Raw genomic sequence first — 16,739 nt, forward strand, 5'->3', positions numbered from 1 at the left:
AAAACCAAGAGGAATGGAGGCTTCAATGAGCAGTTCCGAGACAACGACGGATCACAAGAAAATCCGCAAATGGGCGGAGGAAAGGGACGGCAGGCCGGCAGCTATCCGGACGCGCGGCAAAGGCGGCGTTCTCCGGATCGATTTCGGAGAAAAGGAAGAGGAATTCGACGAGATCGACTGGGACGAATTCTTCAAGATCTTCGATGAAAACAAGCTCGCCTTTCTCTACCAGGACAAGACCAAGGACGGAAAGACGAGCCGCTTCAACAAATTCGTCGAGCGCGACTGAGCGCTCGATCTCATTGGCTTTGGTCGCTGCCGTGATGATGGCGGCGACCAGTCGTTTAGGCAAGCTGCCATCTATTTTGTGCCCGAACCGGGCTTTGCCACCTTCGAATGCTGATGGGCGAGCACGCTTGCCGGCGTGACATTGGCAACGGCAGCTTGGAGCTTGTTCTTCCAACCGCTCACAACATCGCCTTCGCCGTCCATCATCGCGTCATAGCCGATGCGCGCGACTTCGCCGGCGTCGTCCTTCTTCGACTGACCGATCGCCGTATCCAGAAGACCGGCGCGTTTGAAGAACTCGGTTTCCGTCGCCCCCGGCATGAGGCAGCTGACGGTGACGCCGGAATCCTTCAACTCCTCGCGCAAGGCGAAGGAGAAGCTGTTGATGAAGGCCTTGGTGGCGTTATAAACGGCCTGGTAGGAGCCCGGCATAAATCCGGCGATCGAGCCTGTCAGCAGGATGCGGCCCGCGCCGCGGCTGCGCATCTGGTTGCCGATCTGATGGATCAGGTAGATCGTTCCGGTGATGTTGGTTTCGATGACCTTGCGCGCTTCATTGAAATTCTGGTCGAGGAAACCTTCGCCGATGCCGCGCCCGGCATTGGCCATCAACAGATCGACCGATCGGCCGCTCGCGGAGATGCGCTCGGTCAGCCGATCGACACCTTCAAGCGTTGAAAGGTCGGCCTCGACAGCATCGACTGAGGTGCCGAACGCCTTGAGATCGGCGGCTGCCTGGTTGATCCGTTCCTCGTCGGCGGCAACGATGAGATCATAACCGTCCCGGGCCGCGCACTTCGCCAGTTCGTAGCCGATGCCGGTGGAGGCGCCGGTGACGACCGCCAGGCCTTTGCCTGATTGACGATCAGCCATCATGTTTCTCCTTAAGGTTTCAGGACGACCTTGATGCATCCGTCCTGCTTGTCGCGGAACGTCTTGTAGAGGGCCGGACCGTCTTCCAGCGTGCCGCGATGAGTGATGACGAAGGACGGATCAATGTCGCCCTTTTCAATACGCTCCATTAGGATCGGCAGATAATGCTGGACCGGCGTCTGCGCCATCTTGAAGGTCAGTCCCCGATTGATTGCCGAACCGATCGGGATCTTGTCGAGAAAACCGCCATAGACGCCGACGATCGAGACCGTGCCGAAGTTGCGGCAGCAGTGGATAGCCTGACGCAGCACATGCGGTCGGTCCGTGCCCATGAACATGGCGACCTTGATGCGGTCGAGGCGCGAATCCCAGCTGGCGGCTGCTTCGGCTTCGGTTCCGACGGCATCGATGCAGGCGTCCGCACCTCGCCCGTCGGTCAATTCCATGATCTGCTCGTAGACGTCCTTGTCCATGAAATCGAGGGTGACGGCGCCGGCCGCTTGCGCGAGCGCCATCCGCTCGGGCACTGCATCGATGGCGATCACCCGTTCGGCTCCGAGCAGGAAGGCCGAGCGTATTGCCATCTGGCCGACGGGGCCGCAGCCCCAGATCGCGATCGTATCGCCGGGCTGGATGTTGCAGAAATCGGCCGCCATATAACCGGTTGGGAAAATATCCGAAAGAAAGAGCACCTGCTCGTCGGAAAGCCCTGCCGGCACCTTGATCGGCCCGACATCGGCATAGGGCACGCGCAGATATTCCGCCTGTCCGCCGGCATAGCCGCCGAGCAGATGCGAGTAGCCGAACAGGCCCGCCGGCGAATTGCCCCAGAGTTTCGCGACCTTGGCTCGATCCGGATTTGAGCGCTCGCAACCGGAATAGAAGCCGCGCTTGCAGAAGAAACATTCGCCGCAGGAGATGGTAAAGGGCACGACGACGCGGTCGCCGACCTTGAGCTTGGTATTGTCCTTGCCGACTTCCACCACTTCGCCCATCGTCTCATGACCCATGATGTCGCCGCTGTGCATCTCCGGCATGACGCCGTCGTAGAGATGCAGATCCGATCCGCAGATCGCGCAAGCCGTAACCTTGATGATGGCATCGCGCCCGTCCTGGATATGAGGATCGGGGACGCTGTCACAGCGGATGTCATGCTTGCCATGCCACGTCAGAGCTCTCACGATGGTTCCTCCTCGCCGGTCGCCAGCGCATCGGTCCGAAAATTGGAATCGATTTTCGGAAAGGCCAATGCGCAGATCCAAGGTGTTAGAGCGCTTTTGAGCGTCCGAAAGGACGCGCAGCGCTCTAATGGCGCTTCAACCTCAGCTTCGGAGAAATGTTCCCGACGATGCAGGGCTTTCATGGTCACGGGTTCTGGGCCGCCTCAGGGGAACCGGGGACCATCCAGTGAGTTCACTGCGGAAGGGTCGCAACGTTTCAAGGAGAAAATCATGACCTCCCCCAAACATGCCAAGACCACGAAGCCAAGCGATATCGACCTTACAGACGATCCGGGCATCAGCCGTTCGCGTGGCATCGTCTCGCCGCCGGACGACGAAGCGATGCAGGCCGAAAACACCGTGGAAGGCGATACGGCCAACGACACGACGCCTCAGGGCGGTGTGAATCCACGCCATCGTGGACGCACCAACAAATAATCGTGACAGTCGGGCCAGTCAGAGATCAAGCAACGCGTAAGTCTTGCCGGTGGGTTTCTCGATATGGGCCGCGACATTGTAGACGGGGGCGCCGCCCGGTGTGCGGCCCTCATAGGATCCCCGGTGGGCATGACCGTGTACGACCGCATTGACGCGGAATCGGTCGATCGTTTCGGCCAGCCGTGAAGAGCCGAGAAACGGATAGATTTCCAGGGGTTCGCCCGCCACTGTTTCGGCAATCGGCGCGTAGTGCAAGATGACGAGGGAACGATCGGAGCGGACCTGGCGCATCGCGTTTTCCAAGCGCATTGACTCCTCGACGCTTTCGGCAACCATCGCCTTGATCGCCGCCTCACCGAACGAGCCGAGCATGTGTCGCCCGAAGCCGCCGGCAAAGCCCTTGACGCCGACGAAACCGACGCCGGCGACTTCGGCCGCCTGGCCGTTGAGCAGTTTCACGCCGGCATCCGTCAGCACCCGGCAGACGTCATCGACCTGGCCGCTCTCGTGATCATGGTTGCCAAGGACGGCGACTGTCGGCACGGTGCAATGGCGCAGATCGCTCGCAAGCAGTTCGGCTTCCTTGGGCTTGCCGAGATCGGTGAGGTCGCCGGCGATGACGAGAACGTCGGCCACGGAGGAAATCTCCGCGAACAGATCCTTGTAGGACTTGGCGCCGTCTTCGGTCACATGAAGATCGGCCACCGCCGCAATTCTCACGCTCTTTCGCTGTTCATCCATTACGGTTCTCCTAATCTCCTCGCAATTCACCTTCGCCGCCGACATCGGCAAAACCCCATTCCTTCACGTCGATTTCGAAATCCACGCGGGAATACATCCGGCCGCGGCATATTTTCATTTGCGGCAATGGCAGCTCCTGCTGCGCCTTGAGCCGATCCAGCAGTTCGTCCAGCAGCCATTGCGGAATCTTGTCTCGCTCGGTCGGGTAGATCCACCTGAAATTGAGAAGATGGATGAGGAGGACTTCCCAGTGGACTTCCAGATAAGCCAGCAGCTTGCGCCAATCGATGGAGTCATGTGCCTTCAAGATGACGTGCGCGATATCGGCGCCATCATAGCGGTGGCGCAGTTGGACAAAGCACTTCGACCAGACCAATTCGGTCGGGCTGACGATCCTGACCGTGTGGCCGCACATCTTGACTCTGCGCGCATCCTCGAACCAGTCGTCGCCGACCGGCATCGTTCCGTTGGAGGAGGCAAAGATGACGTCAAAGAAATGGTTGCCCTTGAAGACCTTTCCGAGCCAGCGCTCGTCTTCGACTTCAACCGTGTAGCCCTTGGATTTGAAATGGCCAAGGATGCGCGCGTAGTCGCCCGCTTTGCAAAATATGTCGAAGTCCTTCGTCTGGCGCGAAATGCCCGTATAGGCGCAGACGGCATAGGTGCCGGCGACCAGAAACGGGATCTGCGATCCGACGAGCTCTCGGACGGCCTGGGTCACGAACGGCTCGGCGTCGGGATCGATGAGTTCCGGAACCGCCTTCACTTTCATGAGCGTGTTGTTGTTTTTGTCTCTTTCGGCACTTCGAGCGGTCATTGTCGATCCCAGTGATTGATACGCAAAGCAACACTTGGATGGCTTCTATGTTCCGCCGCGCTCCATCCTGACGATGAGCTCGGAGAGGACATGCCATGACACCCCCGGGTCATTCCGGAACTTCGCCAGCGCCGCGTCGTTTGGCCAAAGGGCGCGTAACCGTCCCCAGAATTGAACGGAGGCTGTCATGGACAGAAAAGCAAAAATATCGACCGGCACGAATGGCAGGCCCAGAAACGAGACGATTGCTGAAAGCGGCCCCGGCATTCCCGATGATAGCGGCCAGACGGTTGAGGTGCCGGATGCGGAAGCAAGGCCCATGAAAGCGTCGCTGCTGCGCGATCGGCTCGACGAACTCAAGGAGAAGCTCGATGAAGAGACGGAGCTTCCGCAAAGGGGCGCGCCATGAGCGAGGTGAGGAAAGGCGGCTCTTTCCCTTCAGGAATGAGCCACGATAACTCCCAGCCGCCGCGGCGCATGATGATATTCGTTGTCACCATCTTCCTGATCGCCTGCCTTGTCGCACTCGCATTCACATGGATGACGCATCCCGGCGAACCGGACGAGAAATCACCTGCCGCGACGACGGAGCAGACACGATGAGCGATGGCGATAAAGATCCAGTTCAGCGGCCGTCGTCATCTTCCGTGGGCAGGCGCACGCGGCTCAATGCCGGCAGGATAGCACTGATCCTGGTCGGCACGGTCGCCGTCGTTGCATTCACCCTTTATGCGACGATAGCGCTTTACGGCCTTATCAAGGGCTCCTGATCGATTACATGCCGGCGCCGTAGATACCGTCGATCGCCTCCGCCACTGCGATAAAATTCTCACACGCGGGATCGTAGCGCTGGCCTGCGGCGAGCTTTCTTGCCCAATCCACGGCAGCCCTTCCGCCCCAATCGTCCGGGGGGAGGGCCAGAGTTTCGCTCGAAGTGCCGAACATCCTGACGGCCGTAAAATCGTAGAATGAGCCATCGACATTCCTGAAGGAGGCCCCTCCCTCGGTTCCGAAGAAATCGGCTCCGATCTCGGCGTCACAGCCGGCATTGAGACGCCAGGAGCATGTCAGTCGGATGATTTCGCCGCCGGCAAGCGTCAGCGTCGCGGCTGCAAAATCCTCGACCTGACCGTTGTTTTCGAGCCTTTTCCCACCGGCTCTCAAGGCGCTCGTGACATTGGTGACGGGGGGGAAATCGAGGCACCACAAGGCCAGGTCGACGAGGTGAACGCCGAGATCGATGACGCAGCCGCCGCCGGACTGGCTCTTGTCGTAGAACCACGGTTTATCCGGGCCATAGGCATTGTGGAAGGTCAGATCGGCCGCAAAGATCTTTCCAAGAGCGCTCGAATGGATGAGCTGCCGGATCTGCTGCATGCCTTGCGTGTGTCGATAGGAAAGATCGACGCCAAGCAGCCTGTCGGCGGTTCTGGAAGCATCGACGACAGCCCTGACCTCGGATGCGGTTCGGCCAAGGGGCTTCTGGCAGAAGACGGCAAAGCCTGCCCCGAGGGCGCGGATGGACTGTTCGGCATGTGTGGCGCTTGGCGTTGCGATCACGACGCCGTCGAGCTCCTGCTCCAACAACCCGTCCAGATCGGCGACGATCCTGGCATCCGGGGCAAGCGCCAGGGCCTCTCGGGCCATATTTGTTGAGGGGTCGGCGATGGCGACAGCCTCGGCCACGCCGCTCCCGAGGATCGCTTTCATCCGATGCCGGCCGATCCAGCCTACGCCGAGAAAGCCGAGCTTCAGCCGTTTGGCGTTCGCCGCATTTTCTTCGGAAATCAATTCATTCATGAATATTGCACCAGAGCCTTGAGAAACCCGGCCGGCCGGTCGCGCGTCGTGTTGAGGGCGTCGTCCAGCCTCTCCAGCGGATAGGCATGCGTGTAGAGCGGCTGCGGATCGATCCGGCCCTGGCGCACGGCTTCTATGGCGTCGCGAATACCTTTGATATAGACGGCCGGCTCGCGCTCGTGGGCGTTGATGACGTCGAGCCCGCGCCAGTTCCAAAGCTGCATGTTGATTTGACGGGGCCCGTCCTGGTGATAACCGGCGATGATCAGTCGCCCCCGTTCCTTCGTAAGCTCGCCCGCCAGGTCGAGCGGCCATTGTTTTCCGACGGCTTCGATGACGCAATCGCAGAATTTTCCGCCCGTGAGTGTTTTGACGCTCTCGATGATTTGCCAATGATCGTCCATCGGAATGGTCTCGGCCGCTCCCATTTCTCTCGCCACCTCGAGTGAATAGGGCCGGCGCGAGATGGCGATCACCCTTGCGCCGGCTGCCGCGGCAAGCCGGGTGAGGAGGGCGCCCAGGAATCCGATGCCGATGATGGCGACGGTCTGGCCGCTCTCGATATTGCTGCGGCCGAAGATGTTCATGGCGCATCCGAGCGGTTCGCCCGGAAAGGGCTTGCCATCCAACTCCTTCGGCAATGATGCGACCATCGAGGCATCGGCAATGTCGTGCGTGGCGTAGGCATGGTAGGAAAGAACGGCAACCCGCTCTCCGATCCGAATCCCCGTGACATCGGGGCCAATGGCGTCGACAATACCCCAGCCTTCATGGCCTAGCCCACCTGCCTCGGTGGGGAACGTCATCCAGTCCGGTCCGGCCCAGGGCGTGAGGTTCGAGGCGCAGACGCCGCATCCTTCCAGTTTCACCCTGACCTGGCCCGAACCGGGTTCGGGCAGGGGGCGGGTCTCCACCGAAATATGTCCGGGGCCGGTGACGATGGCAGCCCGCATGAGCCCGGCCTTCTGTATCGCCGCAATGTCCATGAGATGTCCTCCATGTGGCACCCCTAGAACAACAGGCCTCCTGAAGAGTTCCGGTAGAGCTCAAAGAAGTCATTGATGATGAAGTCAATAAAGATGTCATTGAAGAAGGAACTTTTCCATCCGCCTTCGGTTCGGCGCCTATCTCCGAAGCAAATTATTCAACCGGACGGATCTCATAATGACGATTTTGATAACTGGAGGATGCGGCTTCATTGGTCGCCACGTTGCTGAAGAACTTCTGAACAATGGCTATGATGTGCGCATTCTCGATGCGCTGATCGATCAGGTGCATGGCGATGCCGAAATCAGCTTGCCTGATGGAGCAGAGATCATCCAAGGCGATGTCCGGGACAAGGACGCTGTGCGCGCGGCGCTTGCCGGTGTGGACGGCGTCATTCATCTCGCCGCCGAAGTCGGCGTTGGGCAGTCGATGTACGAAATTGCCCGCTATGTAGGCTGCAACGACCTCGGCACCGCGGTGCTCCTCGAAGCCATGATAGGGCTTCCCGTCAAGACAATCGTCGTCGCCTCGTCGATGAGTGTCTATGGAGAGGGGCTCTATCGGACGGTGGATGGAAAGCGGCTCGGCTATGTCAAGCGGCGCATGCAGCATGTCAAGCAGGGCCGGTGGGATCCGCTTGATCAGGATAACCAGCCGCTGACACCGGTCGCCACCGATGAGGAGAAACCGGTCGATCTGGCGTCCATCTACGCTTTGACGAAATATGCCCAGGAGAGGCAGGTTCTGATTTTCGGCGAAGCCTACGGGCTGGATGCCGTCGCGCTGCGTCTCTTCAACGTTTTCGGAGCGGGCCAGGCGCTTTCCAATCCATACACCGGCGTACTCGCCAATTTCGGTTCGCGCCTCGCCAACGGCCAGCCGCCGATGATCTTCGAGGATGGCAGGCAGCGGCGCGATTTCGTCCATGTTCGCGACGTGGCGACAGCCTTCCGCCTGGCTCTGGAAAAACCCGCGGCAGCCGGTCACGTGATCAACATCGGCAGCGGCCAGGCCTATTCGATCGCCGATGTCGCGACGCTTCTTGCCGATGCCATGGGCGTGCCCGAGATCGGCCCTGACATCATGCACAAGGCGCGTTCGGGAGACATCCGCAATTGCTTCGCCGACATTTCCAAGGCGCGCGAACTGCTCGGCTTCGAACCGAAATATCGTCTCGAAAATGCGCTTGCCCCCTTTGCCGAATGGGTGCGGCAAACCGGGGCGGTCGACCGCGGCGCCGAAATGAAGCGGCAACTGGAAGAGCGGGGGCTGGTTTCATGAACAAGGCCGGTGCTCGAGCATCCGATCATCAGGAGACGAGGCAATTCGGTTTCGTCGAATGGTTCCGGCCTGGTGAATATGAGCGGGCTGAGGTCGCGCTGCCGGATATTCTGGGAAGCGGCGCCAGTTATCTCCGGACGCATCTTTCCTGGGCCGAATATCTGGCCCCCGGCGGCCGGCAATGGTTCGATTGGCTGATCCCGCGTATCGGCAGCGAAATCGATCTTCTGCCGTGTATACACTATACGCCGCCGTCTCTGTCCCGGACTGGCAAGTCTTCGGGCGCGCCTGTCGATCTCAAATCCTATGCCGACTTCGTCGATCATATCCTGACGCGCTATGGCCGCTATCTCAGTCATATCGAGCTCTGGAACGAGCCGAACAACCTGCTTGACTGGGATTGGCGCCACGACAGCGACTTTCTGCTTTTCTGCGAAATGGTCGGAGGCGCCGCCTACTGGGCGAAGCAGAGGGGCTATAAGCCGGTGCTTGGCGGCCCGTGCCCCTTCGATCCCCATTGGCTCAATCTGATGGGCACGCGCGGCGTACTTGGCGTCGTCGATGCCGTCGGCTTCCACGGTTTCCCTGGAACCTGGGACAGCGAGGAGGCAAGCTGGGGCGGCTGGGACATGCATCTCGGAGAGATGCGTGGGATTATCGATCGTTATAATGCCGATGCAGAAATATGGATCACCGAAACCGGCTACTCCACCTGGCGCAATGACGAGGTCGAACAGGCGCGGCGCTTCATCAAGGCACTGAACGTGCCGGCCGATCGCATGTACTGGTATTCATGGCGCGACGTGCCGCCGGATGTTCCAGTTCAGGAAGGCCTGTGGTTCGATCCCAGGCATTATCATCTGGGCGCTGTCAGCCACGACAATAAACCGAAGCTGCTTGCCCGCCTTCTTATGGAAGGAGGCGTCAAGAGGCTGGAGGAGGTCGCGGCCCTTGCCGCTCCCAACATCGCCTCTGGCGCCGCGCCGATCATCGTCACCGGCGGCAGCGGGTTTGTCGGCTGCAATCTCGCCGACCGCCTGCTGAGCGATGGCGAGGACGTCATCATCCTCGACAATCTGGCACGATCGGGAGTCGATCAGAATCTCTCCTGGCTGAAGGAGCGGCATGGCGGGCGGGTGCATCCGGTCCTCGCTGACGTTCGTGATCTGCTGGGCATCGAAGCAGCCTTCAGGGATGCCAAGGCCGTCTTCCATTATGCTGCCCAGACGGCGGTGACCACCAGCCTCGTCGATCCGCTGGAGGATTTCGAAACGAACGCGCGCGGCACGCTCAATGTGCTGGAATCGGTGCGCAGAGCAGGCAAACGGGCTCCCGTCATCTTCGCCAGCACCAACAAGGTCTATGGTGCTCTCGACGAACTCGGCATGATCGAACTCGACGATCGTTATCTTCCCGAAGACGAGACCATCAGGACGCAAGGGATCGGCGAGGATCGGCCGCTCGATTTCTGCACGCCGTATGGATGTTCGAAGGGCGTGGCCGATCAGTATATCCTCGACTACGCGAAGTCCTACGGCATTCCTGCCGCCGTCCTGCGGATGAGCTGCATCTACGGACCGCGCCAGTTCGGCACCGAGGACCAGGGCTGGGTGGCGCATTTCCTGATCCGCGCGCTCGGCGGCGAGCCCATTTCCATCTACGGCGACGGCAAGCAGGTTCGGGACATTCTGCATGTCGATGATGCCGTCGCTGCCTATCGGGCGCTGTTTTCCAATATCGAGCGGGTCAGCGGCAAAGCATTCAACCTCGGCGGAGGGCCGCGTAACGCCGTCAGCGTGCTCGCGGTGCTGCGCGAGATCGAAGTGCTTGCCGGCCATCCTGTCGAAACCAGCTTTGGCCCATGGCGCGCCGGCGATCAACTCTATTTCGTGGCCGACACGACGAGACTTGAACAGGAAACCGGCTGGCAAGCCGGAATCGGATGGCGTCATGGTTTGCGGCACCTCGCCGAATGGCTGACCGCCCATCGTTTCGGAGGCCGGCAGATCCGCAGGGAGAAGCGGAAGGCATCGGCATGAGCGAACATGAACGAAGCAAGGGGCACCGCCGCGTGCTGATGACGGTTGATGCCATCGGCGGCGTCTGGCGTTACGCGATGGATTTGGCCGCCGCCCTGAAATCGAACAACATCGAGGTTGTCTTTGCGGGGCTGGGGCCTTTCCCGACAGACGACAAGGTTGCGGAGGCCGGCCGGGCCGGCAAGCTCGTCTGGCTGGATGCGCCGCTCGACTGGACGGTCGAGAATGAAGAGGCAGTTGCCGAAGTTCCGGGGCTGATCGCCGATCTCGCGCGCCGGGAACAGGCCGATCTTCTGCATCTCAATCTGCCGTCGCAGGCGGCGGGCATGGAAACGAATCTGCCGATTGCCGTGGTTTGCCATTCCTGTGTCGTCACTTGGTTTGCCGTAGTCCGCGGACGTGAAGTGCCAAAGGACTGGCAATGGCAGCATCGTCTGAACCAGAAGGGCTTTGCATGTGCGGACGCGGTGATCGCACCAAGCAGCAGCCATGCTAGAGCGATGGAAGCGGCCTATGGAACGATCGGAAATCTCCAGGTCGTTCACAACGCCAGCGCCCTTGAGGCCTCCGACGAGCCCAAGCAGGAGTTTGTTCTTGCCGCCGGGCGCTGGTGGGACGACGGCAAAAACGGCGCGGTGCTGGATAAGGCTGCAGCTATGACGCGATGGACGGTGGCGGCGGCCGGCGCGACCACCGGTCCCAATGGCCAGACCATGCGATTTCGCCATGCCGATCACCGCGGCGAGCTTTCGCATGAGCGGATGAGCGCCTTGACGCGGCGGGCGGCCATCGTCGCCTCGCCGTCCCTCTACGAGCCTTTCGGTCTAGCCGCTCTCGAGGCGGCGCGGGCGGGCGCGGCGTTGGTGCTTTCTGATATCCCAACCTATCGCGAGATATGGGACGGGGCTGCTCTTTTTGCCGAGCCGCATCGCTCCGATGCCTTCGCCGATGCTTTCAATAGGCTTGCCGACGATCCGCAGCTGCGGGCAGCGTTCGGACGAAAAGCGCGTGCCAGGTCTGCCGCCTTCAGCGTCGAGGCTCAGGCAGAGGCGATGTGCGCGATCTATTCCGGCATGCGCGCGCGTGGCTTTTCAACAGCAGCGGAGTAATCATGAAGTTCGTTTTCTACACTCATTCGCTGGTCTCCGACTGGAATCACGGCAATGCTCATTTTCTTCGTGGCGTCATGCGCGATCTCCAGCGGCGCGGTCACGAGACGCTGGCGCTGGAGCCGCAGGATGCCTGGAGCCGGACCAATCTGGTGCGAGACCAGGGGGCGGCTGCGGTCGAGGCATTTCACCAGGCATTTCCGCAGCACCGTTCGCGGACTTATGGTGTCGAGTTCGACCACGAAGCAGTGCTTTCCGACGCCGACGTCGTCATCGTTCACGAGTGGACGGAACCGCAATTGGTCGAGAGGCTCGGCCGCATCCGGCGCGATGGCGCGACCTTCACGCTGCTTTTCCACGATACGCATCATCGCGCTGTCTCCGCCGAAGGCGATATCGCGGGGCTGGCGCTTGACGACTATGATGGCGTGCTGGCCTTCGGACAGACGCTGCGCGACCGTTATCTCAGAGCCGGCTGGGGAAAGTCGGTCTTTACCTGGCACGAGGCGGCCGACGACGCCCTGTTTCGGCCGCTGCCGGAGATCGAGAAAACCGGAGACCTCATCTGGATCGGCAACTGGGGCGACGACGAACGGTCGGCCGAAATCGGCGAATTCCTGATCCGTCCCGCGAGAGATCTCGGCTTGAACACGGTCGTTCGCGGCGTGCGCTATCCCGGCCATGCATTGGACGAGCTGCGCAAGGCCGGCATCGCCTATGGCGGCTGGATAGCCAATGCCGACGTTCCCGCGGCCTTCGCCCGCCATAGGGTCACCGTACACATTCCGCGCCGACCCTATGTCGAACATCTGCCGGGTATTCCGACCATCCGTGTCTTCGAGGCGCTCGCCTGCGGAATACCCCTGCTCTCGGCGCCCTGGAACGACGTCGAACATCTCTTCGAGACCGGCAGCGACTATCTTGTCGTTAGCAATGGTGAAGAGATGAAGAAACGCCTGCGCGATATCCTCTCCGACGCCGATTTGGCTACGAGCATTGCCGCTGCCGGCCTTGAAACGATCAAGGCCCGTCACACCTGCCGCCACCGCGTCGACGAGCTTTTCGCCATCCTGGCGCGCTGCGGCACGCATAGGGTCACCGCAAACCTGCAATCCAGGGAGGCTGCCGAATGAAGATCGCCTTTTACGGTTCAAGTCTCGTCTCCGCCTATTGGAACGGCGCCGCCACTTATTATCGCGGTCTGCTGCGGGCGCTGGCGGAGAAGGGTTATGACATCACCTTCTATGAGCCCGATGTCTATGATCGGCAGAAGAACCGCGACATGGATCCGCCGGACTGGTGCAGGGTCGTCGTCTACGAAGGGACGATTGACGCCCTCAAGGCCGTGACAAGCGAGGCGGCCAGGGCTGATATCGTCGTCAAAGCGAGCGGTGTCGGTTTCGAGGACGACCGATTGCTGGAAGAGGTGCTGCGACACGCCCGACCCCAAGCGTTGAAGATCTTCTGGGACGTGGACGCGCCGGCGACGCTTGCCGAACTTAGGGCCAACCCAGATCATCCTTTGCGCCGTGCGCTCGCCGGGCTTGATCTCGTGCTAACCTATGGCGGCGGCGATCCTGTCGTGAGCGCATACCGTTCCGTCGGAGCGGCCGAATGCGTGCCGATCTACAATGCGCTGGACCCGCAAACGCATCATCCGGTGCCGCAGGACTACCGCTTCGCCGCCGACCTCGGTTTCCTTGGCAACCGCCTGCCGGATCGCGAGGCCAGGGTCGAGCATTTCTTCCTGGAACCGGCGTCGCGTCTGCCGAACCGGACGTTCCTGCTCGGCGGTTCCGGCTGGCAGGACAAGCCGATCCCTTCAAACGTCCGCTATATCGGCCATGTCCCGACGCGTGATCACAACGCCTTCAACGTGACGCCGATGGCGGTCCTCAACATATCGCGCGCCAGTATGGCGGAGAATGGTTTTTCCCCTGCGACGCGGGTCTTCGAGGCGGCTGGCGCCGGGGCTTGCCTTATTACCGACTACTGGGAAGGCATCGATGTCTTTCTGAAGTCCGGCGAGGAGGTCCTGGTCGCCCGCGACGGACAGGACGTGGCTGCCTTGCTCAGCGGCTTGTCCCACCAAGCCGCACGGGAAATCGGAGAAAGGGCACGCCGGCGCGTTCTGGCCGAACATACCTATGTCAATCGCGCCGAAACGGCGGACGAGATTTTTCGCGCCCGTCTTGGCGCGCGGGAGGCCGCCGAATGAGGGGATCGCTCGACATCGTCTTCTTCGGCCTCTCTCTTTCCTCTTCCTGGGGAAATGGCCATGCCACGACCTATCGCGCCTTGATCAAAGGCCTTAGGCAGGGTGGCCATCGGGTCCTGTTCCTGGAGCGGGACGTGCCGTGGTATGCCAGCCATCGGGACTTACCTTCGCCTGATTTCTGCGAGCTCGCCTATTATTCCGATATCGGCGCAATGGTCGAGCGTCAGGGCGAAAGGCTCGGCAAGGCCGACGCCGTCATCGTCGGATCCTATGTTCCCGATGGCGTGCCGCTCATCGACAGGCTCGGGGCGCTGGAGCTGAAACGGCTCTGCTTCTATGACATTGACACGCCGGTCACCCTCGCCAAGCTCGATCGCGGCGACGAGGAATATCTGGCGCTGCGCCAGATTCCTTTATTTGACACCTACTTCTCCTTCTCCGGAGGAAGGGTGTTGACGCGGCTCGAACAGAGATATGGCGCGCGCAGGGCCATCGCGCTCTATTGTTCGGTCGACGAGAGGCGCTATGCCAATACCGGCGAGCCCACTTGCTGGGATCTCGGTTATCTCGGAACTTATAGCCCCGACCGGCAGCCGACACTGGAGCGGCTTCTGCTGGAGCCGGCCTGCCGCCTGCCGTGGATGCGCTTCGTTGTCGCCGGGCCGCAATATCCCGCCGAGATCGAATGGCCGGCCAATGTCGAGCGCATCGAGCATCTGCCGCCTGCCGATCACGCAAGCTTTTACAGCCGGCAGCGGTTCACGCTGAACGTGACCCGCGGCGACATGATCGCCGCCGGCTGGTCTCCCAGCGTGCGGCTGTTCGAGGCTACCGCCTGCGGGGCGCCCATTATCAGCGACTTCTGGCAGGGCCTCGATGAGCTGCTGCCGGACGGCGAGGCCTTGTTCATTGCGCGCGCGCCGGAGGATGTCGTGGCGCTGCTGACGGAGCTTCCCGACACCGACCGTCTGGCGGTCGCCGCCGCAGCGAGAAACCTGGTGATGAGCAGTCATACCGGTGCCGCACGTGCCGGTGAGCTCGTCCGGGCTCTTTCCGACCTGCCCGCCAATCCAGCTTTCGACCGTATCTCAGCGTGAAGGAGAGTATCGATGCTTCAAGTCAATCGTCGCGGAAAAGGCAAGACTGTTCTGGTGGCAGGAGGCGCCGGTTTTGTCGGCTCGCATCTCTGTGATGCTCTTCTCGGCCGTGGCGACAGCGTGATCTGCGTCGACAGCTATCTCACCGGCTCGCCCGACAATGTCCGACCGTTGATGAATCACCCGGGTTTCCGGCTGATTGAACAGGACATCTGCAAATTCCTCGAAATCGACGAACCGCTCGACCAGATCTATAATCTGGCCTGCGCCGCCTCGCCACCGCAGTACCAGGCGGATCCCGTTCACACGATGATGACGTGTGTCGCCGGCACGGGTAATCTGCTGGCGCTCGCCGAGCGGCATCGAGCCTCGTTCCTACAGGCATCGACCAGTGAGGTCTATGGGGATCCGGCCGAGCATCCTCAGAAAGAGGACTATCGCGGCAATGTCAGCTGCACGGGACCGCGCGCCTGTTATGACGAGGGAAAGCGCGCCGCTGAGGCCCTTTGCTTCGACATGCTGCGTGCGGGCCGCGTCGACGCGCGGGTCGCCCGCATCTTCAACACCTATGGGCCGCGAATGCAGGCGAATGACGGGCGGATCGTTTCCAACTTGATCGTGCAGGCTCTCTCGGGCAAACCGCTGACCATTTACGGAAGCGGCTTGCAGACGCGGTCCTTCTGCTACGTCAGCGATCTCGTGGGCGGTCTGATGGCCCTGATGGATCTGCGGCCCAACCCCGGAGCGCCCGTCAATCTCGGCAACCCGGGCGAGTTCACCATCAACGAGCTCGCGCAGATGATCCGCTCGATGGTGCCGGTGCGAACGGCTGTTGCCTACAGACCTTTGCCGAAGGATGATCCTCAGCGCCGCCGCCCCGACATTTCCCGCGCCACCGAACTTCTCGACTGGCAGCCGACGGTGCCCCTCGCCGAGGGGCTGAGATATACGATCGATTGGTTTGCCGCCAATTTGAATGATGGCCCCCGAAAACGCGTCGCGGCGGCTCGTCGTCATCGGGGCGCGGTGGCCCCGCAGGCTGCTCCCTTGGACAACTAAGCGAGAAGCGGATACAAGCGATGACGAACCTGGCTTTGAAGCAGCGTATCAACGAACTCGGCCCCTGGTTTCAGAATATGCGGCTCGGGGAGTTCGAAACCGCACCGGATCACTTTCTCGGTGACTACCCGGCATTCAAGTGGGAAGGCTTCAAACATGTCGTGCCCAAGGACCTGGAAGGGCGGAGCGTTCTCGATATCGGCTGCAATGCAGGCTTTTATGCGCTCGAAATGAAGCGCCGCAATGCCGGTCGGGTGTTGGGCATCGACAGTGATCCACGTTATCTCGAGCAGGCCCGTTTCGCCGCCGATCATTTCGGCCTCGACGTCGAGTTCAGGCAGATGTCGGTTTATGAGGTGTCGAAACTCGGGGAGAGGTTCGATCTTGTGCTCTTCATGGGCGTGCTTTACCACCTGCGCCATCCGTTGCTGGCACTGGATCTGCTCCACGAACATGTGGTTGCAGACCTCATGCTGTTCCAATGCCTGCAGCGTGGTGAAGAGCGTATTGCCACGCTGGAAGAGGATTACGACTTTTCGGAATGGAAGGTTTTTGATCGGCCGGATTTTCCGAAGCTGTTCTTTGTCGAAGAGCGCTATGCTGCCGATCCCACCAATTGGTTCATTCCCAACAAGGCGGCGGTCGAAGCGATGCTGCGCAGCTCGGGTTTTGTCATAGAGGCCAATCCCGAGCGAGAAGTTTATCTCTGCCGCCTGGGGCGGCGGCCATATATGGTCGAGCCGCCGCCCGGTTGAGGTGTTCATGCAGAGCG

Annotated in this window: 19 protein-coding genes; 13 read left to right on the forward strand and 6 right to left on the reverse strand. The window is 60.9% G+C overall.

Going from position 1 to position 16,739, the window contains the following annotated elements; genetic code table 11:
- The first annotated feature begins 25 nt into the window (after positions 1-25).
- Positions 26-289, forward strand: a complete 264-nt coding sequence (locus FHT70_RS19690) for a hypothetical protein (protein WP_064712032.1) — start codon at positions 26-28, stop codon at positions 287-289.
- Between the two features lie 71 nt (positions 290-360).
- On the opposite strand, the gene FHT70_RS19695 is transcribed toward FHT70_RS19690, so the two are convergent.
- Together FHT70_RS19695 and FHT70_RS19700 are read right to left on the reverse strand one after the other, a co-directional pair.
- Positions 361-1,161 carry an SDR family NAD(P)-dependent oxidoreductase gene (locus FHT70_RS19695; RefSeq protein ID WP_183704209.1) on the reverse strand — a complete coding sequence of 267 codons (801 nt, stop codon included), beginning with the start codon at positions 1,159-1,161 and terminating at the stop codon, positions 361-363.
- A gap of 11 nt (positions 1,162-1,172) precedes the next feature.
- A complete protein-coding gene (locus FHT70_RS19700; protein WP_183704211.1) occupies positions 1,173-2,342 on the reverse strand; it encodes a zinc-dependent alcohol dehydrogenase in 1,170 nt (389 codons plus the stop codon).
- A gap of 270 nt (positions 2,343-2,612) precedes the next feature.
- On the opposite strand from FHT70_RS19700, the gene FHT70_RS19705 reads away from it, so the two are divergent.
- Positions 2,613-2,819, forward strand: coding sequence for a hypothetical protein (locus tag FHT70_RS19705; RefSeq protein WP_097599713.1), 207 nt, complete (start codon positions 2,613-2,615; stop codon positions 2,817-2,819).
- 18 nt (positions 2,820-2,837) lie between these two features.
- On the opposite strand, the gene FHT70_RS19710 is transcribed toward FHT70_RS19705, so the two are convergent.
- Together FHT70_RS19710 and FHT70_RS19715 are read right to left on the reverse strand one after the other, a co-directional pair.
- A complete protein-coding gene (locus tag FHT70_RS19710; protein WP_085781463.1) occupies positions 2,838-3,560 on the reverse strand; it encodes a metallophosphoesterase in 723 nt (240 codons plus the stop codon).
- 10 nt (positions 3,561-3,570) lie between these two features.
- Positions 3,571-4,377 (reverse strand): nucleotidyltransferase family protein, encoded by an 807-nt coding sequence (locus tag FHT70_RS19715; protein ID WP_085781464.1) that lies wholly within the window; start codon positions 4,375-4,377, stop codon positions 3,571-3,573.
- A gap of 187 nt (positions 4,378-4,564) precedes the next feature.
- Here FHT70_RS19715 and FHT70_RS19720 point away from each other — a divergent pair, with 187 nt between their 5' ends.
- The 3 genes from FHT70_RS19720 (at position 4,565) to FHT70_RS19725 (ending at position 5,147) form a co-directional block, all read left to right on the forward strand.
- Complete coding sequence (locus FHT70_RS19720; RefSeq protein WP_183704214.1) at positions 4,565-4,786, forward strand: hypothetical protein; 222 nt, start codon at positions 4,565-4,567, stop codon at positions 4,784-4,786.
- A gap of 68 nt (positions 4,787-4,854) precedes the next feature.
- The gene (locus FHT70_RS30610) at positions 4,855-4,980 is read left to right on the forward strand and encodes a hypothetical protein (protein ID WP_281411791.1); all 126 of its coding nucleotides are present in this window, start codon (positions 4,855-4,857) and stop codon (positions 4,978-4,980) included.
- On the forward strand, positions 4,977-5,147 hold the full coding sequence (locus tag FHT70_RS19725) for a hypothetical protein (RefSeq protein WP_183704217.1): 171 nt from the start codon (positions 4,977-4,979) through the stop codon (positions 5,145-5,147). Before FHT70_RS30610 ends, FHT70_RS19725 begins: the two co-directional genes overlap by 4 nt.
- Positions 5,148-5,151: 4 nt before the next feature.
- Here the strand turns inward: FHT70_RS19725 and FHT70_RS19730 are convergent, their stop codons facing one another.
- Both FHT70_RS19730 and FHT70_RS19735 read right to left on the reverse strand, forming a co-directional pair.
- Entirely contained in the window at positions 5,152-6,177 is a 1,026-nt protein-coding gene (locus FHT70_RS19730) for a Gfo/Idh/MocA family oxidoreductase (protein ID WP_183704220.1), read from the reverse strand.
- Positions 6,174-7,163: a zinc-binding dehydrogenase gene (locus tag FHT70_RS19735; protein ID WP_183704221.1), complete on the reverse strand. Its 990-nt coding sequence runs from the start codon at positions 7,161-7,163 to the stop codon at positions 6,174-6,176. Before FHT70_RS19735 ends, FHT70_RS19730 begins: the two co-directional genes overlap by 4 nt.
- Before the next feature lie 178 nt (positions 7,164-7,341).
- Here FHT70_RS19735 and FHT70_RS19740 point away from each other — a divergent pair, with 178 nt between their 5' ends.
- From FHT70_RS19740 to FHT70_RS19775, 8 genes are read left to right on the forward strand one after another with little or no spacing between them, the layout of a single operon-like run.
- Entirely contained in the window at positions 7,342-8,445 is a 1,104-nt protein-coding gene (locus tag FHT70_RS19740) for an NAD-dependent epimerase/dehydratase family protein (RefSeq protein WP_183704224.1), read from the forward strand.
- Positions 8,442-10,484, forward strand: coding sequence for an NAD-dependent epimerase/dehydratase family protein (locus tag FHT70_RS19745; RefSeq protein ID WP_097599707.1), 2,043 nt, complete (start codon positions 8,442-8,444; stop codon positions 10,482-10,484). Before FHT70_RS19740 ends, FHT70_RS19745 begins: the two co-directional genes overlap by 4 nt.
- Positions 10,481-11,593, forward strand: a complete 1,113-nt coding sequence (locus FHT70_RS19750) for a glycosyltransferase family 4 protein (protein ID WP_246721892.1) — start codon at positions 10,481-10,483, stop codon at positions 11,591-11,593. Before FHT70_RS19745 ends, FHT70_RS19750 begins: the two co-directional genes overlap by 4 nt.
- Positions 11,594-11,595: 2 nt before the next feature.
- The gene (locus FHT70_RS19755; RefSeq protein ID WP_183704227.1) at positions 11,596-12,726 is read left to right on the forward strand and encodes a glycosyltransferase; all 1,131 of its coding nucleotides are present in this window, start codon (positions 11,596-11,598) and stop codon (positions 12,724-12,726) included.
- A complete protein-coding gene (locus FHT70_RS19760) occupies positions 12,723-13,811 on the forward strand; it encodes a glycosyltransferase (RefSeq protein ID WP_183704230.1) in 1,089 nt (362 codons plus the stop codon). The genes FHT70_RS19755 and FHT70_RS19760 overlap by 4 nt, the downstream gene beginning before the upstream one ends.
- Positions 13,808-14,908 carry a glycosyltransferase gene (locus tag FHT70_RS19765; RefSeq protein ID WP_183704232.1) on the forward strand — a complete coding sequence of 367 codons (1,101 nt, stop codon included), beginning with the start codon at positions 13,808-13,810 and terminating at the stop codon, positions 14,906-14,908. Before FHT70_RS19760 ends, FHT70_RS19765 begins: the two co-directional genes overlap by 4 nt.
- 12 nt (positions 14,909-14,920) lie before the next feature.
- Positions 14,921-15,967, forward strand: a complete 1,047-nt coding sequence (locus FHT70_RS19770; RefSeq protein ID WP_183704234.1) for a UDP-glucuronic acid decarboxylase family protein — start codon at positions 14,921-14,923, stop codon at positions 15,965-15,967.
- A gap of 20 nt (positions 15,968-15,987) precedes the next feature.
- Positions 15,988-16,722, forward strand: coding sequence for a TIGR04290 family methyltransferase (locus tag FHT70_RS19775; protein WP_183704237.1), 735 nt, complete (start codon positions 15,988-15,990; stop codon positions 16,720-16,722).
- The last annotated feature ends 17 nt before the right edge of the window (positions 16,723-16,739 follow it).

Source organism: Rhizobium sp. BK049 (assembly GCF_014193135.1).
Taxonomy (GTDB): Bacteria; Pseudomonadota; Alphaproteobacteria; order Rhizobiales; family Rhizobiaceae; genus Rhizobium.

What these genes read in the sequence shown, in the direction of transcription:
- FHT70_RS30610 (WP_281411791.1), top strand. Translation starts at nt 4,855, where the DNA reads ATGATGATATTCGTTGTCACCATCTTCCTGATCGCCTGCCTTGTCGCA.
- FHT70_RS19755 (WP_183704227.1), top strand. Translation starts at nt 11,596, where the DNA reads ATGAAGTTCGTTTTCTACACTCATTCGCTGGTCTCCGACTGGAATCAC.
- FHT70_RS19725 (WP_183704217.1), top strand. Translation starts at nt 4,977, where the DNA reads ATGAGCGATGGCGATAAAGATCCAGTTCAGCGGCCGTCGTCATCTTCC.
- FHT70_RS19775 (WP_183704237.1), top strand. Translation starts at nt 15,988, where the DNA reads ATGACGAACCTGGCTTTGAAGCAGCGTATCAACGAACTCGGCCCCTGG.
- FHT70_RS19720 (WP_183704214.1), top strand. Translation starts at nt 4,565, where the DNA reads ATGGACAGAAAAGCAAAAATATCGACCGGCACGAATGGCAGGCCCAGA.
- FHT70_RS19695 (WP_183704209.1), bottom strand. Translation starts at nt 1,161, where the DNA reads ATGGCTGATCGTCAATCAGGCAAAGGCCTGGCGGTCGTCACCGGCGCC.
- FHT70_RS19690 (WP_064712032.1), top strand. Translation starts at nt 26, where the DNA reads ATGAGCAGTTCCGAGACAACGACGGATCACAAGAAAATCCGCAAATGG.
- FHT70_RS19740 (WP_183704224.1), top strand. Translation starts at nt 7,342, where the DNA reads ATGACGATTTTGATAACTGGAGGATGCGGCTTCATTGGTCGCCACGTT.
- FHT70_RS19765 (WP_183704232.1), top strand. Translation starts at nt 13,808, where the DNA reads ATGAGGGGATCGCTCGACATCGTCTTCTTCGGCCTCTCTCTTTCCTCT.
- FHT70_RS19735 (WP_183704221.1), bottom strand. Translation starts at nt 7,163, where the DNA reads ATGGACATTGCGGCGATACAGAAGGCCGGGCTCATGCGGGCTGCCATC.
- FHT70_RS19760 (WP_183704230.1), top strand. Translation starts at nt 12,723, where the DNA reads ATGAAGATCGCCTTTTACGGTTCAAGTCTCGTCTCCGCCTATTGGAAC.
- FHT70_RS19730 (WP_183704220.1), bottom strand. Translation starts at nt 6,177, where the DNA reads ATGAATGAATTGATTTCCGAAGAAAATGCGGCGAACGCCAAACGGCTG.
- FHT70_RS19715 (WP_085781464.1), bottom strand. Translation starts at nt 4,377, where the DNA reads ATGACCGCTCGAAGTGCCGAAAGAGACAAAAACAACAACACGCTCATG.
- FHT70_RS19705 (WP_097599713.1), top strand. Translation starts at nt 2,613, where the DNA reads ATGACCTCCCCCAAACATGCCAAGACCACGAAGCCAAGCGATATCGAC.
- FHT70_RS19750 (WP_246721892.1), top strand. Translation starts at nt 10,481, where the DNA reads ATGAGCGAACATGAACGAAGCAAGGGGCACCGCCGCGTGCTGATGACG.
- FHT70_RS19710 (WP_085781463.1), bottom strand. Translation starts at nt 3,560, where the DNA reads ATGGATGAACAGCGAAAGAGCGTGAGAATTGCGGCGGTGGCCGATCTT.
- FHT70_RS19770 (WP_183704234.1), top strand. Translation starts at nt 14,921, where the DNA reads ATGCTTCAAGTCAATCGTCGCGGAAAAGGCAAGACTGTTCTGGTGGCA.
- FHT70_RS19745 (WP_097599707.1), top strand. Translation starts at nt 8,442, where the DNA reads ATGAACAAGGCCGGTGCTCGAGCATCCGATCATCAGGAGACGAGGCAA.